General features: G+C 67.8%; 15 protein-coding genes. 7 read left to right on the top strand and 8 right to left on the bottom strand.

Annotated features, from left to right (window positions below; translation table 11 throughout):
- Positions 1 to 699 carry an anaerobic ribonucleoside-triphosphate reductase activating protein gene (locus EJB06_RS00690; protein WP_126072071.1) on the top strand — a complete coding sequence of 233 codons (699 nt, stop codon included), beginning with the start codon at positions 1 to 3 and terminating at the stop codon, positions 697 to 699.
- A gap of 55 nt (positions 700 to 754) precedes the next feature.
- On the opposite strand, the gene EJB06_RS00685 is transcribed toward EJB06_RS00690, so the two are convergent.
- The 4 genes from EJB06_RS00685 to ubiU are packed head-to-tail and all read right to left on the bottom strand — an operon-like array spanning position 755 to position 3,535.
- On the bottom strand, positions 755 to 1,126 hold the full coding sequence (locus tag EJB06_RS00685; RefSeq protein ID WP_126072070.1) for a putative zinc-binding protein: 372 nt from the start codon (positions 1,124 to 1,126) through the stop codon (positions 755 to 757).
- Positions 1,127 to 1,138: 12 nt separating this feature from the next.
- On the bottom strand, positions 1,139 to 1,600 hold the full coding sequence (gene ubiT / locus EJB06_RS00680) for a ubiquinone anaerobic biosynthesis accessory factor UbiT (RefSeq protein ID WP_126072069.1): 462 nt from the start codon (positions 1,598 to 1,600) through the stop codon (positions 1,139 to 1,141).
- Positions 1,597 to 2,499 carry a ubiquinone anaerobic biosynthesis protein UbiV gene (gene ubiV, locus EJB06_RS00675; RefSeq protein ID WP_229426871.1) on the bottom strand — a complete coding sequence of 301 codons (903 nt, stop codon included), beginning with the start codon at positions 2,497 to 2,499 and terminating at the stop codon, positions 1,597 to 1,599. The genes ubiT and ubiV overlap by 4 nt, the downstream gene beginning before the upstream one ends.
- A 10-nt stretch (positions 2,500 to 2,509) precedes the next feature.
- Positions 2,510 to 3,535: a ubiquinone anaerobic biosynthesis protein UbiU gene (gene ubiU, locus EJB06_RS00670; RefSeq protein WP_441295154.1), complete on the bottom strand. Its 1,026-nt coding sequence runs from the start codon at positions 3,533 to 3,535 to the stop codon at positions 2,510 to 2,512.
- 133 nt (positions 3,536 to 3,668) lie between these two features.
- On the opposite strand from ubiU, the gene EJB06_RS00665 reads away from it, so the two are divergent.
- The 4 genes from EJB06_RS00665 to EJB06_RS00650 all read left to right on the top strand — a co-directional run bounded on the left by EJB06_RS00665 (position 3,669) and on the right by EJB06_RS00650 (position 9,843).
- The gene (locus tag EJB06_RS00665; RefSeq protein WP_164557760.1) at positions 3,669 to 4,133 is read left to right on the top strand and encodes a hemerythrin domain-containing protein; all 465 of its coding nucleotides are present in this window, start codon (positions 3,669 to 3,671) and stop codon (positions 4,131 to 4,133) included.
- Positions 4,130 to 4,384: a DUF2249 domain-containing protein gene (locus tag EJB06_RS00660; RefSeq protein ID WP_126072066.1), complete on the top strand. Its 255-nt coding sequence runs from the start codon at positions 4,130 to 4,132 to the stop codon at positions 4,382 to 4,384. The genes EJB06_RS00665 and EJB06_RS00660 overlap by 4 nt, the downstream gene beginning before the upstream one ends.
- A gap of 3 nt (positions 4,385 to 4,387) precedes the next feature.
- Complete coding sequence (locus EJB06_RS00655) at positions 4,388 to 5,710, top strand: permease (protein WP_126072065.1); 1,323 nt, start codon at positions 4,388 to 4,390, stop codon at positions 5,708 to 5,710.
- Positions 5,711 to 5,814: 104 nt separating this feature from the next.
- The gene (locus tag EJB06_RS00650; RefSeq protein WP_126072064.1) at positions 5,815 to 9,843 is read left to right on the top strand and encodes a Pls/PosA family non-ribosomal peptide synthetase; all 4,029 of its coding nucleotides are present in this window, start codon (positions 5,815 to 5,817) and stop codon (positions 9,841 to 9,843) included.
- 71 nt (positions 9,844 to 9,914) lie between these two features.
- On the opposite strand, the gene EJB06_RS00645 is transcribed toward EJB06_RS00650, so the two are convergent.
- A complete protein-coding gene (locus EJB06_RS00645; protein WP_126072063.1) occupies positions 9,915 to 10,862 on the bottom strand; it encodes a VirK/YbjX family protein in 948 nt (315 codons plus the stop codon).
- 217 nt (positions 10,863 to 11,079) lie between these two features.
- Here EJB06_RS00645 and EJB06_RS00640 point away from each other — a divergent pair, with 217 nt between their 5' ends.
- Complete coding sequence (locus tag EJB06_RS00640; RefSeq protein WP_126072062.1) at positions 11,080 to 12,987, top strand: linalool dehydratase/isomerase domain-containing protein; 1,908 nt, start codon at positions 11,080 to 11,082, stop codon at positions 12,985 to 12,987.
- Between the two features lie 127 nt (positions 12,988 to 13,114).
- The gene (locus EJB06_RS00635; RefSeq protein WP_126072061.1) at positions 13,115 to 13,510 is read left to right on the top strand and encodes a diacylglycerol kinase family protein; all 396 of its coding nucleotides are present in this window, start codon (positions 13,115 to 13,117) and stop codon (positions 13,508 to 13,510) included.
- On the opposite strand, the gene arsC is transcribed toward EJB06_RS00635, so the two are convergent.
- From arsC to ureG, 3 genes are all read right to left on the bottom strand, one after another.
- Complete coding sequence (gene arsC / locus EJB06_RS00630) at positions 13,507 to 13,854, bottom strand: arsenate reductase (glutaredoxin) (protein WP_126072060.1); 348 nt, start codon at positions 13,852 to 13,854, stop codon at positions 13,507 to 13,509. The genes EJB06_RS00635 and arsC overlap by 4 nt on opposite strands.
- Before the next feature lie 82 nt (positions 13,855 to 13,936).
- A complete protein-coding gene (locus tag EJB06_RS00625; protein WP_126072059.1) occupies positions 13,937 to 14,458 on the bottom strand; it encodes a HupE/UreJ family protein in 522 nt (173 codons plus the stop codon).
- A gap of 13 nt (positions 14,459 to 14,471) precedes the next feature.
- The gene (gene ureG / locus EJB06_RS00620) at positions 14,472 to 15,086 is read right to left on the bottom strand and encodes an urease accessory protein UreG (RefSeq protein WP_126072058.1); all 615 of its coding nucleotides are present in this window, start codon (positions 15,084 to 15,086) and stop codon (positions 14,472 to 14,474) included.
- Positions 15,087 to 15,100: the final 14 nt, after the last annotated feature.

The following is a 15,100-nucleotide window of genomic DNA, read 5'->3' as shown; positions in this document are numbered from 1 at the left end:
GTGGGCGCCGCAGCATTGCGGGTGGGCGGGGTGACCGCCTTTACCGCCACCGATTTCCCCGGCAAGCTGGCGGCCGCGGTGTTCGTCCAGGGCTGCCCGTGGCGCTGCGGCTACTGCCACAATCCGCACCTGCAGCCGCGCGGCCGCGGGCCGCTCTCGTGGGCGGACGTGACGGCGCTGCTGGTGCGGCGCGCCGGCCTGCTCGACGGCGTGGTGTTCAGCGGCGGCGAGCCGACCATCGACCCGGCGCTGCCGGATGCGATGGCGGCGGTGCGCCAGATGGGGCTTGCGGTCGGACTGCACACGGCCTGCATTTATCCGCGCCAGTTGAAGGAAGTTCTGCCGCTGGTCGATTGGGTGGGCTTCGACATCAAGGCCCCGTTCGACGCCTACCAGCGCGTAACCGGTGTGTACGGGAGCGGCGAGCCGGCCCGCGCCTGCCTCGACCTGATCGTCGACAGCGGCGTGGCGCACGAGTGCCGGACCACGCTGCATCCGACCCTGCTGTCGGAGTCCGATGTGGAAGGGTTGGCCGAAACGCTGGCCAGTGCGGGCGTGCGCAATTACGCGCTCCAGACCTTCCGCGCGCAGGGCTGCGCGGACGCGGGCCTGAATGCGGCCTCCGGTCCGGTCATGGGCGCTGCGGCGCTGGAACGCATCGCCGCGCGCTTCGAGACCTTTGTGCTGCGGCCCGCATAGCACTCAAGCCGCTCACCCCGTCGTGCCCGCGCAGGCGGGAACGACGGGGATGGGACTATCGCAATGTCCCAAGATCGTCGAGTAACTGCGTACTCAACTCATCCGCATGCGCCCTGTCGAAGTCCGCGTGCAGCTTCTTGCGCACCCCGAGTTCGTTGAGCAGCACATGCTTGTCCGGCACCACGCCATGCTGCGCCAGGCACTGGCGCGCACACGCGAGCGGACAACCGTCGATGGCCAGCACCGGCCGGCCCGAGCGCGCCAGCTTGACCAGCGGCGCCACGCCGCCGCCAACGCCGGCGATGCACGACATTTCGGCAGCCCCGCTGCGGTCGAGCGCCAGCGCCAGATGATTCGCCATCTGCGCCGCGCTCGAACACCCGGAACACGAATACACCAGCGGCAGCGCCGCCCTGTCCGTTCCCATCACCGACCTCCTTTACATGGCGGAACCCCGGCGCCAGCGCGCCGGCAGCAAACGCTCCGGATCGAACAGGGCCACGTCGATCGCGTCGATCGTGTTCTTTACCAGCAGCCCCAGTTCGGTGTCGCCCTCCATGATCAGGCGACGCGAAAAGAACAGCGTGTCAGGGTCTTCGCGCCGCTGCGCCAGCAGCAGGAAGTCGCGCGCACTGGCACGGATCGACAGGTCAGGCTGGGCGGCCGGGGGGACCGCCACGAAGCGCGATCCGCGCCAGACGACGTCGAAACGCAGCCCGGCGTCAAGCACGCCGATGCTGATCGAGCGCCCCTCCAGCGCGGCGCGTACGTCGCCCTGCAACTGCGGACCGAGCACGCGGCTCAACCCGGCCGCGAACAACAGCGAGCCGGGATAACGCGGCAGGCGCCCCAGCACCTTGGCCAGCGGCGCGGGAATGGCAGGATAAGCGTGCGGCTTCATGCCGCCACCCGCTTGTCGAACGCCATGCCCGGCTTGCCGTGCCAGTAACCGTCGCAGGCTCCGGCCGGCATCAGCGGCGCCAGTCCGGCCTGCGCCTGCGCCGTGTCCAGCGCGCCCGAACGCGCGCGGTCGAACAGCGCAATCACGTCGCCGGTGTGCCGGGCCTGTGGGCTGATGCGCAGCACGTCCACGCCCATCGCTTCCATGGCCGCCATTTCGCCCAGCAGGTTGTAGACCAGGTGCGACTGGATCTGGGTGCCGTTCAGGATCAGGAAGGTATCGGCGTCGCGCGTGCGCAGCTCCAGCCCGTCCGGGTGCGCCATGCAACTGAACTGGCAATCGTCCTTGCCCAGGTTGCGGTGGCGCGCCGTAAAGCAGCGCGCGGAGAAAGCGAGCGGCATGCGGCCGTACGCAAACACCTCGGTTTCCAGCCCGCCTGGGCGGCTTTGCTGCATGGTCGCCAGCGCGGCGCGGCCCATTTCGAGCGGCATGACCCAGCGCCGCGCGCCCAGTTGCGCCATCAGCGCCACGCTGTCTTCGTTGTACAGGTTCAGGTGCGGGCCGGCCACGAAGGGCAGCTTGCCGTCGAGGCAGTGCACGGCGCCGATGTCGTTCGCTTCGATCGCAAAGCGTCCGTTCGAGGTGAGCTTGCGCAGGTTGGTCAGGTCGCTGCCCGATTCGAGCAGCGCCTGGGTCGACAGCACCACCTCCTTGCCGGCGTCGGCCAGCATGGCCGCCAGCGACAGCCAGTCCGGCAGGCGCAGCTCGTGGCGGCGCGAGCACACCGTCTCGCCGAGGTAGACGATATCGACCGCGCTGTTCGCCATCGATTCGTAAAACGCCATCATCGTCTCGCGCGGCCAGTAGTACAACACCGGTCCGAGGGCCAGTTTCATCATCGTGCCTCTCCTATTTCCATGAGCGGTGGTAGGCGCCCAGCGTGTGCTGCTGCCCCTCTGCCACCTTGTTCAGATCGGCCATCCAGGCCTGCCTGGCCGAGAACCGTTTCGGACTGGCGCGGTACTGGTCGATCGCCTCGCGCCACACGCGCGTAACCTGCGCCACGTACGCGGGACTGCGCTGGCGCCCTTCGATCTTGATGGCGCTCACGCCCAGTTCGATCAGCTGCGGCAGCAGTTCCAGGGTATTCAGGCTGGCCGGCTCCTCGATCGCGTAAAACTGTTCGCCGGCGACGTCGAAACGGCCCTTGCACAGGGTCGGGTAGTTGGCCTGTTCGCCGTCGGCGTAGCGGTCGATCAGCACCTCGTTCAGGCGCGACTCCAGCCCGGCCGGGGTCTGCTGCCAGCGTACCGCCTTGGCGGGCGAGCAGACGCCGTGCGTGTTGGGCGATTCGCCGGTGGCGTAGGACGACAGCGCGCAGCGCCCTTCGACCATCACGCACAGGCTGCCGAAGCCGAACACCTCGATTTCGACAGGCGTATTGCGCACCACCTGCTCGACCTGCGCCACCGACAGCACGCGCGGCAGCACCGCGCGCGCTATGCCGAAATGGCGATGGAAGAAGTTGATGGCCTCGTAGTTGGTGGCCGAGCCCTGCACCGACAGGTGCAGGCGCAGCGCCGGATAGCGCTCGGCGGCATAGCGCATCAGGCCCGGGTCGGCCAGGATGATGGCGTCGATGCCGGCGCCTGCGGCGCGGTCGATGGCGCGCCGCCACAGGGCGCCGGCCGAGGGCTGCGGATAGGTGTTCAGCGCCAGCAGGACCTTGCGCCCGCGCGCATGGGCGTAGGCGATGCCCTGCTCGATCGCGGCTTCGTCGAAGTTCAGGCCGGCGAAATTGCGCGCGTTGGTCGCATCGCGAAAACCGAGGTACACGCAGTCGGCGCCGTTGTCCACGGCCGCCTTGAGTGCCGGCAGGCTGCCGGCCGGGCACACCAGTTCGAACGGCGTGGCGCCGTCGGAAGAATTTGACATCATGTTCATTCGTCGTAAGGTGGGGGACTGCACTGTAGCCCGATGGCAGTCCGAAAATCTTTGACCTGCATCAAGGATTTCCGGACTGCGAAGCGGCGACAATGGCGCCATGCACAAACAGCAGGAGGAGACGATGGACACTATCGGCAGCTATCTCGAAGCCGACCATGTGCGTTGCGACGCGCTGTTCGGAGAAGCGCGCCACGCCGTGCGCAAAGGCCTGTGGCGCGAGGCGGGACACGCCTTCGCCACGTTTTGCCACGCGCTCGAAAGACATCTTCTGATCGAAGAGCGGATTGTCTTTCCGGCCTTCGAAAACGCCATCGGCGCCGCCAGCGCGCCCACCGCCTCGATGCGCAGCGAACACCTGCGCATCCGCGGCGTGGTGCAGCGCCTGTCGAACGCGCTGCGCGAGCGCGACACCGAGGCCTTTCTCAACCATGCCGACACGCTCGGCGTCGTGCTGTACCAGCACAGCGAAAAGGAAGAAGGCGTCCTCTATCCGATGATCGAACGGGTGCTGGCGCCGAGCCGCCACAAGCTGGTCGCCGCCATGCAAGCCTTCGGCGCGATGGACGACATGGCCAGCGCGGCATGAGCGCCGCCGTCCGGCCGCAGCCGCAGACCCACCACATCGACGTGCGCGGACTGGAGCCGCCCGAGCCGCTGGAACGGGTGCTGGAAGCGCTCGACCGCCTGCCGGAAGGCGACCACCTGTGCATGCTGATCGAACGCGAGCCGCGTCCGCTGTACCGCATCCTCGCGCAAAACGGCTACGGCCACGCCACCTCCGCCTTGCCCGACTACCTGTACGAGGTGCGCATCTGGCGCCGCGTGCCGGCCGCCTGACGCATGCAGCGCACACTCTCGCTCGAACAATCGCCGCCGCTCGGAGCGGTCCTGCGCTATTTCTTTGCCACCCCCGTCTTCGCGCTGCTGGCCGGCGCGCTGCTGCTGTGGCAAGGGGCGCCGGCGCTGGCCTCGCGCTGGTCGCCGTCCACGCTGGCGCTGACCCACCTGCTCACCCTCGGCACGCTGGGCATGGCCATGGCCGGCGCGCTGATCCAGATCCTGCCCGTGGTGGCGGGCGTCTCGCTGCCGCGCGCGCGCATCCTGGCGCCCGGCGTGCACACCCTGCTGGCAGGCGGCACGGCAGCCCTGTCGTGCGCCTTCCTGTTCTCGCAGCCATGGCTGTTCCAGCTCGCGCTGGTCCTGCTGCTGCCGGGCTTCGCCTGGCTGATCGGGGCGCTGACGCTCGCCCTGTGGCAGATGCCGCCGCCCGGCGCGATCCCGATGACGGCCACCGTGCGGCTGGCCCTGGGCTGCCTCGTGGTCACGGTCTGCCTCGGCGCGCTGATGGCGTGGACCTTCGCCTGGCCGGCGCGCGGCGCGCTGCTGCCGCTGATGCTGGCCACCGACCTGCATGCCTTGTGGGGCGTGTTCGGATGGGGCGGACTGCTGCTGGTCGGGGTATCGTTCCAGGTGGTGCCGATGTTCCAGGTCACGCCGCTGTACGACAGGCCGCTGCCGCAGGTGCTGGGCGTGGCGATCTTTTTGCTGCTGGTGCTGTGGACTGTGAGCGCCGCCGCGTTGCGCGCGCGCCTGGCGTGGATCGACACCGTGGCCGGCGCGCTGCTGCTGGCCGCTTACGCCGTGTTCGCGCTGGCCACCCTGCGCCTGCTGGCGCGCCGCAAGCGGCCGCAGGCCGACGCCATGACCCTGTTCTGGCGCCTGGCGATGGCCAGCATGCTCGCCTGCGCGGCGCTGTGGGCACTGCCCGATCGCATGGCGGGGGACGGCCGCACCCTGGCCATGGGCGTGCTGATGCTGGTCGGCTTTTTGTACTCGACCATTAACGGCATGCTGTACAAGATCGTGCCCTTCCTGGTCTGGCGCGAGCTGCAGGAACGCGCCGCCGAAGGCCAGCGCGCCCCTGCCATCAAGACCCTGATCGCCGACGCGGTGGCGCAGCGCCAGTTCTGGCTGCACGCTGCGGCCCTGGCCTTGCTGCTGGCGGCCTGCTGGTGGCCGGCGCAGCTGGCAAGGCCGGCGGCCGGCGCCATGTGCCTGTCGGCGGCATTCCTGCTGCTGAACCTGTCGCTGGCGCTCAAGCGCGGCTACGGCGCGATGAACGCCAGCGTATCGCGCGCAGCCTCGTTGAACTCGCTGACTTAAGATTCCCTGAATACAGAGCTGTACGGCAACACGACCGAAATAAAATGTTATATCGTGACGGCTGGCGCCGAGGTCCCTCAGCGCCGCTCAACGAAGTGGTATTCATGCTCGATCAACATTTGCCCGCCAATGCGCCGGCCGCCGCCCATCCTGACATCCTCTACGGCCCGGCGGCGCCTTCCCTGCTCAGGCACGACATCCTGGCCGACCTGCTCGAAGCGACCGCCCTGCGCGCGCCCGGCCAGCTTGCACTGATTTTCCGGGACCGCAGCCTGAGCTACGCCGAACTGGACACGCTGGCCGACATCGGCGCCTCGCGCCTGATCGGGCTGGGCGTGCGTCCCGGCCACATTGTCGGCCTGTGGATGATGCGCGGCATCGAATTGCTGGTCGCGCAAGCGGCCATCGCCAAGGCCGGCGCCGCCTGGCTGCCGGTCGACCAGGATACGCCGGCCGAGCGCCTCGCGGTTTGCGTGGAGGATGCCGGCGCCATCGGCGTCATCGCCAGCGCCGCCCTCGCCGGCCAACTGGCCGGCGGCGCCATCCCCGCCTGGTGCGCCGACGACGTGCTGGCGCCGCTCGCGGACGGCGAACGCCTTCAGCGCCGTGGCGACGTCTCGCCCGACCAGCCGGCGTACGTCATCTATACCTCCGGCTCGACCGGCAAGCCGAAAGGCATCCTGATTTCCCAGCGCAGCATCTGCCATTTCCTGCGCAGCGAAAACGCGGTCCTCGGCGTGCGGCAAGACGACCGCGTTTATCAAGGCTTTTCGGTGGCCTTCGACATGTCGTTCGAGGAAATCTGGATTTCCTACCTGGTCGGCGCCACGCTCTGGATCGGCCCGAAGGACATTGCCGGCGATCCCGAAACGCTGCCGCGCATGCTCGCCGCCAACAATGTGACCGTGCTGCATGCCGTGCCGACCCTGCTGGCCCTGTTCAGCGACGAAGTGCCGGGCTTGCGCCTGATTAACCTGGGCGGCGAAATGTGCCCGGAATCCCTGGTCGAACGCTGGGCCGCGCCGGGCCGCCAGATCTTCAATACCTACGGGCCGACCGAAGCGACCGTGTCGTGCAGCCTGGCACGGCTGGAACCGGGCCGCCCGATCACCATCGGCACGCCGCTGCCCAACTACGGCCTGCTGGTGATCGGCACCGACGGCCCCGGCTTGACCCTGCAGCCACGCGGCACGACGGGCGAGCTGTGCATTACCGGTCCGGGGCTGGCGGCCGGCTACCTCGGCCGGCCGGACCTGACGGCCGAAAAATTCCTCGCCAATCCCTGGTCCAGCGGCCCGCACGACGCCCGCCTGTACCGCACCGGCGACCTGGCCCGCATCGATGCCGATGGCCAAGTGCAATGCCTGGGCCGCACCGACGACCAGGTGAAGATTCGTGGTTTCCGGGTCGAACTGGGCGAGATCGAAGCCGTGCTGGCCCAGCAGGCGGGCGTGGGCACGGTGGCGGTGCTGCTGCGCAAGGACGATGGCATCGACCAGCTGGTCGCCTACCTGGTCGCGGCGGCCGGCGCTGGCGACGCGTCGGTGTCGGGCGCCACCCTGCGCCGCGCGCTGGCGGAACAGTTACCGGCGTACATGGTCCCGAGCCGCTATGAGGTCTTGCCGCTGATGCCGCGCTTAACATCCGGCAAGATCGACCGCAAGGCGCTCAAGGCCATGCCGCTGGCCGCGCTGCAAGCGGCCGGCGGCTCGGACCAGCCCGAAACCCCGGCCGAAGCGGCCCTGTTCGCGGCCCTGGCCGGCCTCTTTCCCGGCTTGCCGATCCGGCGCGAGGCCGATTTTTTTGCCGACCTGGGCGGGCACTCGCTGCTGGCCGCGCGGCTGGCCTCGGCCCTGCGCGCCGATCCCGCGTTTGCCCATGTCACCGTGCGTGATATTTATCAGCAGCGCCAGATCGGCAAGATCGCCATCGCCCTGATGGATGCGCCCGGCGCTGGGGCGCTTGAAGCGGACTGGAGCCCGCCGTCCGCCAGCCGCCGCTGGATCTGCGCGGCCGGCCAGGCGCTGGCGATTCCGCCGCTGGTCACCCTGCGCATGGCGCAATGGCTGGCGCCGTTTTTTACCTATCACTTTTTTACCGGGGAAGCGGGCGACTCGGTCGCGCGCGCCGTGGCGGCCTCGATCGGCGTGTTCCTGCTCGCCACCCTGCTCGAATTCGTCATCGCGATTGCGGGCAAATGGCTGGTCGCCGGACGCCTGAAGGCCGGTTCCTACCCGCTGTGGGGCTGGACCTACTACCGCTGGTGGCTGGCCGACCGCCTGGTCGAGTCGGCCCCGGTGTACCTGCTGAGCGGCTCCTCGCTGTACGTGTGGTGGTTGCGTGCGCTCGGCGCGCGCATCGGCAAGGAAGTGCTGGTCGGCTCGCTGAGCCTGCGCGCGCCCGACCTGCTCGACATCGCCGATGGCGTGAGCATCGGCAACGCCGTCAACCTCGAAAACGCCCGTGTCGAGCGCGGCCGGCTGTTGCTGGGCACGATTTCGCTGGGCGCAAATGCCTCGGTATCGTCCTACGCCGTCCTCGAAGGCAACACCTCGATCGGCGCCCTCGGCCACCTCGACGGCCAGGCGGCCCTGGCCGATGGCGCCAGCGTTCCGGCCGCGCGCCTGTGGGGCGGCTCGCCGGCGCGCGACCTGGGGCCGTTCGTGTCCGACCTGCCGCCCCGGCCACCGGTCACGCGCGGGCGCCTGGCGGGCGAAGCCGTCTTCTTTGTGCTCGGCATCTTGCTGGTGACCACGGTGTTCTTCATGCCCGTGTTCCCGAGCTTCGTGCTGATCGACTGGCTCGACGAGATGGAAGTCATGCCCTGGCTACAGGGCAATCAGGTGAGCACCCAGCTGCTGCGCTACTTCCTGCTGGCATTTCCGGCCAGCGCCGTACTGATCGTGCTGACCGCGCTGGTCTCGGCCGCAATCCGCTGGGGCGGCCTGCCGCGCCTGAAACCGGGGCGCTCCGCCGTGCACAGCAATATTTACTGTGCAAAATGGCTGGTGAGCCATATCCAGGAATCGAGCCTGAACGTCTTGCACGGCATTTATGCCACCGTGTTCGCCCCTTTCTGGTACCGCCTGCTGGGCGCCAAGGTCGGCCGCGACGCCGAAATTTCCACCGCGCTCGGCGTGGTGCCCGACATGCTGACCCTGGGCGACGAAACCTTCATCGCCGACGCCGTCATGCTCGGCGACGAACACATCGACGGCGGCTGGATGACCATGCAGGCGACGGTGGTGTCGCACCGCAGCTTCGTCGGCAATGGCAGCTATATTCCGGACGGCACGGTCCTGCCGGAACGGGTGCTGGTCGGCGTGCACACCCATGCGCCCGACAATGCGCGCATGGCCAGCGGCGACACCTGGCTCGGTTCGCCGCCGATCCACCTGCCGGCGCGCGAGCAGGTCGGCGGCTATCCAGAATGGCTGACCTACCGGCCCTCGGCGCTGCGGCGCATCGGCCGTACGCTGGTGGAGACTTTCCGCATCGTCGCGCCGCACGCGCTGGTGATTGCCGTCGGTTACACGGTGGTGCTGGACGTCATGCCGGCGGCCGCCGCCGGACTGTGGGGAGAAGTGATCGCCGACCTGGCGCTGGCCGGGCTGGTGTATGGGATCGGCAATTTTGTGTTCGTGCTGATCCTCAAATGGCTGCTGCTGGGCCGCTACCGCAAGCGCTCGGCGCCGATGTGGACGCCGTTCGTGTGGCTGTCGGAAGGCGTGACCAATCTGTATGAAGGCATTGCCGTCCCCAACTTCATGCGCTACCTGCGCGGCACGCCATGGCTGCCTCTCGCGTTTCGCCTGCTGGGATGCAAGATGGGGCGCGGCGTGTATCTGGACACCACGGACATTACCGAGTTCGACTGCGTGGAAATCGGCGACTACAGCGAGCTCAACGCCTTCGCCTGCCCGCAGACCCACCTGTTCGAAGACCGCGTGATGAAGATCGACCATGTCGCGATCGGCAGCAAGGTGACGATGGGACCGCGCAGTGCCGTGCTCTACAGCGCCAGGGTCGGCGACAACGCCCGCCTGGGGCCGCTGACGCTGGTGATGAAGGGGGAAACTATTCCCGCCGGAACCAGCTGGGCTGGGTGCCCGGCGGCGCCGGCGCGTGCCTGAGGTGCGCAAGCCGGGGTCAGACCCCGGCTTGATTTCCATCGAATCAATGCCCGACGTCGGCCTGACCCCGGTCAAACACGCATTGGCTTGACCAGGCTGGCCACCAGCGCATCGGCCAGTTCGCGCACGACGGCATGCCGCTTGCGCGCTTCCGAGCGCTTTTTCGACTGGATCTGTTCCATGTCCGGCTCCTGCACCGGCTCGCAGGCGAGCGCATAATCGCCATCCGCGCGCCGCTCGGCGCCGAGCTCGTTCCACATCTGGTCGTAGTCGGCCATCACCTTGCCTCGGCGAATGGCGCCGTGCACCACCCGGTTCGCGTTCCCGACCAGGCGCACGCGGCTGCAACCGAAGGCATGGCCCAGCTGGCGCACCAGCGTCACCAGCAAGTGCTTGGGCCGCGCGCCGTGCAGCTCGCGCGTTGCAGTGCGGATCGCTTCGAGCCCGTCGCTGCCCTTCGGCCCCTGGATGCAGCCGATGCACACGATCGGCTGTCCGCCTTCTTCCGCAAAGGTGAACGCCAGCGAAAACACGGGCACGCCGCCCTCGCACAGTTGCAGCACCAGTTCGCCTTCGCGTTCCATGGTGGAGACGGCGCGCAATTGCAGATCGTAGCTGCCGCCGCTTTTGCCTTCGACCGATCCGAGCGGCACGCCGGCGCGCGCGGCCGCGACGATCATCGGTCCCAGCCCCCGGCTGAACACGAAGCCGTAATGCGTTGCCAGCACACGCATGCGGGCTTGTGCGCACAGCACGTTGCTCATGTACGGGCGGTAAATCTTGTACAGCAACTTGGGCGAATCGCGCATCAGGTCGCAAAACACCGGATGCGCATTGAGCACGCGCAGCCACTGGGCCGTGACACGCCGGTGCAACAGCGCACGCGCATGCAGCTTGACGCGCTCGCGCCAATATTGCGATAGAGGCAAGTTTTGCGGCACACCCGAGCCGATGGTAATCGATGGTGTCAGGAAAAACGTCTCCAGCCCTCCTGCGAAAGGGCCTTCTTTAAAATTCATTACTCAACTCCGCTGACAATCAGAAACCTGCAAACGTTATTTCCAATAGATAACTAGCGTTGCAGGGATTGTCTATTGTAAATTAAAACACTGCAAGTAAATACATTAAATTTCCAGTGATACACATAATAATTGTCACGCGGGTAGCTAGACCGATTACAAGTTTCTATAGGGCAGTTCTAGTAGAATGGCCGTTTCATCCCGATCACTGGCAGGAATGGCCCCCGAAGACACCGCAATCGTTCCTCTGCCCCCATACCGGCGCCTGTTCGGCCCGGTGACCCAGGCCAGGATAGGCCGCCTGCTGCTGCTCTATCTGCTCATGCTGGCGGCCGGATCGGCCTTGCTGGTCCTGTCGCGCCACGACCAGCTGCACATCCTGGGCATGGGCCTGATCCTGCCCGGCGGCGGCTTCCTGGCCCACGCCGACCTTTGCACCGCCGGCGGCATCGGCCATCTGTTGGCCGCGGCCGCCGGCATGGGCGCTTTCGCTTTCTCCGTGCTGGTCTGGTTCGGCACCGGGAATATCCTCGCCCCGCCGCTCGTCTGGCTGGGCATGGCCGTGGGAGCGGCCACCATGCGCCACGGTGCCGTGCGCGCGTCCACGATCGAGATGGTGTTCACCGGCCTGGCGCTGGCAGGCGCAGCGCTGGGACTGGCCATGGCCGCCCGCTTCGCGCTGGCGCGCCGTCGAAGGACGATCGACAACGCCTGGCTGTCCGGCCAGGCCGGCCGGCTTGGCGAGATTTTCAGCGCCACCCGCGACACCGCCGTCATGCCAGAAATGTCGCTCGATCACCTCCAGCGCCTGCGCTTCGCCCTCGACCGCGCCCTGCAGCCGCTCGACCAGTTCAACGGCTTCGAAAGAATCGACCAGTTCCAGACCGCCGCCACGCGCTATCAGCTGAACTTCCTCGCCTACGGCGTGGCGCTGACGCAGGCGCGCTACACGCCCGCGTTTCGCGGCTACATGCAAGCGGCCCAGATCGCGCTGCTGGACAAACAGACGCAGCACCGGGTCTGGTCGTACTGGGGCCTGGAAAACCTGTGGGGCAACCTGCAAGCCGACCCGGACCCGGTCGCGCGCGAAAACATCATGTACACCGGCTTCGTGGCGCTGCAGATGGCGCTGTTCAGTGCCAGCACCGGCCGCCGCGATTTTTCGCAAGCCGGCCGCTTTACGCTCACCCATCCATCGGGCCAGCGCTACACGCATGACGCAAGCTCGCTGGTGCGGCGCCTCGAACACGAATATACGACCTCGCCCTACTACCTGATCGCCTGCGAGCCGAATTGGGTCTACCCCTTGTGTAACACCATCGGCGCCAGCGCGATCATGGCTTTCGACGCGCAGCACGGCGAACAGCGCTGGGCGCACCACGCGAGCGACTTCCGCCACAATCTCGAAGCCGAATTCCTCGATGGCTCCGGCCGCTATGTGCCGTGCAAATCGGCGCGCACCGGCCTGGCCCTGCCGGCCATCGGCGGCGCCATGCCGCTGGCGATGCCGTGCTTTTTCCTCAATGCGGTCGCGCCCGACCTGGCGCGCCGCCAGTGGCTGCTGCTGCGGCGCCGGTTGTTCGACAGCGCCGGCGCATTCCGCCGCCGCGCCTTCTGGCCTATCGACACGGGCAACTACGGCTTCTCGCGCGCCAGCGCCTACAGCGCCACTGCGCTGGCGGCGGCGGAACTGGGCGACAGCGCCGTCTACCGCGCCTGCATGGACGCGCTGGAAGCGGAGTGTCCGAGTGTGCTCAAGAATGGCGTGATCCACCGCCAGCGCGCATCGGTGTGGGCGCACGGCGTCGAACTGATGGCGCGGGCCGGTACGCGCGACGGCTTTCGCCAGGTGATCGGCGCTCCGCGCCCGGTGGCGGGGCCGCAGCTGGACGAACTGCCCTACCCCGCCATCCTGGTCGCCAGCGCCCATGCCGACGCAATGGGCCTGCGCGCGGTGCTGTACGCCGACGGCGTGCACACGATCGGCTTGTGCGGCCTGCAGGCAAACGGGCAGTATCGCGCCAACGGCGTCGCCGTCACGGCCGACGCCGATGACAAGGCCAGCGTCAGCATGGCGTTCGACGGGCGCACAAATCTGCACGTCGAAGCCCAAGGAGGCAGATAATGGCGTGCTGCGTCCTGTTGGCCGCCATTATCGGCGGCATCGCCGCAATCAGGTCGTGGCTGACCATGTCGGCGCGCCGCCCGGGCGAGGCGCAGGACTGGCGTTTGAACAAACCTACGGATACACCATGAACGAGACCAAAAACGTCGGTACGCCGCAGCGTTTTTCGCTGGCGGCCCGCTCCAAGAGCTTCGGCTATGCCATCGCGGGCATCGCCTTCATGCTCAAGACCCAGCATAACGCCTGGCTGCACCTGGCCGCCAGCGTGATCGTGGTCGGCCTCGGGCTATATTTTAATGTCAGCAGCGCCGACTGGCGCTGGCTGGTCGCCGCCATGGTGGCGGTATGGGTGGCCGAAACCATCAACACGGCGGTCGAATACGTGTGCGATGTGGTGTCGCCCGGCTACGCCATCGCCGTCAAGCATGCCAAGGACATCGGCGCCGGCGGCGTGCTGATTGCTGCAGCCGGCGCGGTGCTGATCGGCGCGCTGACCTTCTGGCCTTATCTCCAGAACGGTTAGGCGGGCAGGATGTCCAGTACCAGGTCGCCGGGACGGCACAGGCGCACGCCCAGCGGCGTGACCACGAACGGGCGGTTGATCAGGGCCGGATGCGCTACCATGGCGTCGAGCAGCGCATCGTCTGCCGCATCGGCCAGGCCCAGACCGGCATATTCCTTTTCCTTCGTGCGCATGGCGTCGCGCACGGACAGGCCAGCGCGGGAGATCAGGTCGGCCAGCACCGCGCGCGTGGGTGGTTCGGCAAGGTAGTCGATGACATGCGGCTCGGCGCCGCTGGCGAGGATCAGTTCGAGCGCGCGGCGCGAATTGCTGCAACGCGCATTGTGGTAAATCGTGATGGTCATGACAGATGGACGCGCGATGCGGACTCGTTTCGATGCGCCGATCATAGTCGAAGCGACGCATCGAGACAAGCCGGCGCCCCGCTCAAGCCATGGCGGCCAGCAGGAATACGCCGCCCGCCGCAATCGCCGCACCGGCCGCGCGTGCCGCACGCGTACCGCCCGCCGCGTAGCCGGCAGCCAGCAGCAGCGCGCTCGCCGCCAGGAAGCCCGCCGCACTGGCGGCGCCGATCAGTTCGCGGCCATGCGCCTGCCCGTGCAGCAGCGCGAAACCGGCCACCATCGCCACGGCCAGCGCCGCAGGCACGCGCGCGGCGGCGGCGACCAGCGCGCCGACAAGCAGCACGCTCGCGGCCAGCCCCGCTTCGACCGGCACGCCCACCTGGGCAACGGCGCCCAGCGCCATCATCAGCACGAACGCCGGCAGCAGCATGGCGCGGCCCTGCTGGCGGCTCCATACGCCCACGCCCAGCATCGCCAGCAGATGATCGATGCCGCCGAACGGATGCGCAAAGCCGGCCGCGAAACCGGCCACGGCGTCGTGGCCTTGATGGGCGGCGGCGGGCAAGGCGAGCAGGCACAGTGCGATGGCGAGTGATTTTTTCATGGTGGATTCCTCCTTATTTGGCATCGAGCAGGCCCTGCTCGCGGATGAAGGCCGCCACCGCCTCCACGCCTTCGCCGCTGCGCAGGTTGGTGAAAATGAAGGGGCGTTCGCCGCGCTGGCGTTTGGCGTCGTGCGCCATGATGCCGAGGTCGGCCCCCACGTGCGGCGCGAGGTCGGTCTTGTTGATGATCAGCAGATCCGAGCGCGTGATGCCCGGGCCGCCCTTGCGCGGGATCTTCTCGCCGCCGGCCACGTCGATCACGTACAGGGTCAGGTCCGACAGTTCGGGACTGAAGGTGGCGGCCAGGTTGTCGCCGCCGGACTCGATCAGGATCAGGTCGAGGTCGGGAAAGTCCGCCTGCATGCGCGCGATGGCTTCCAGGTTGATCGAGGCGTCTTCGCGGATCGCCGTATGCGGGCAGCCGCCGGTCTCCACGCCCATCAGGCGCTCGGCCGGCAGCGCGCCCGCGCGCAGCAGGATTTCCATGTCTTCGCGGGTGTAGATGTCGTTGGTGATGACCGCCATGTCGTACTGCTCGCGCATGCTCTTGCAGAGCATTTCGCACAGCGCCGTCTTGCCGGAACCAACCGGGCCGCCGATGCCGACCCGCAGGGGATTCGATGTCATTGTCTGTCTCTCTT

This window comes from Massilia atriviolacea, from assembly GCF_003953935.1.
In the GTDB taxonomy this organism is placed as follows: Bacteria; Pseudomonadota; Gammaproteobacteria; order Burkholderiales; family Burkholderiaceae_D; genus Telluria_A; species Telluria_A atriviolacea.
Note: the sequence above shows the minus strand (reverse complement) of the source record. Positions and strands in the feature narration are given on the sequence as shown.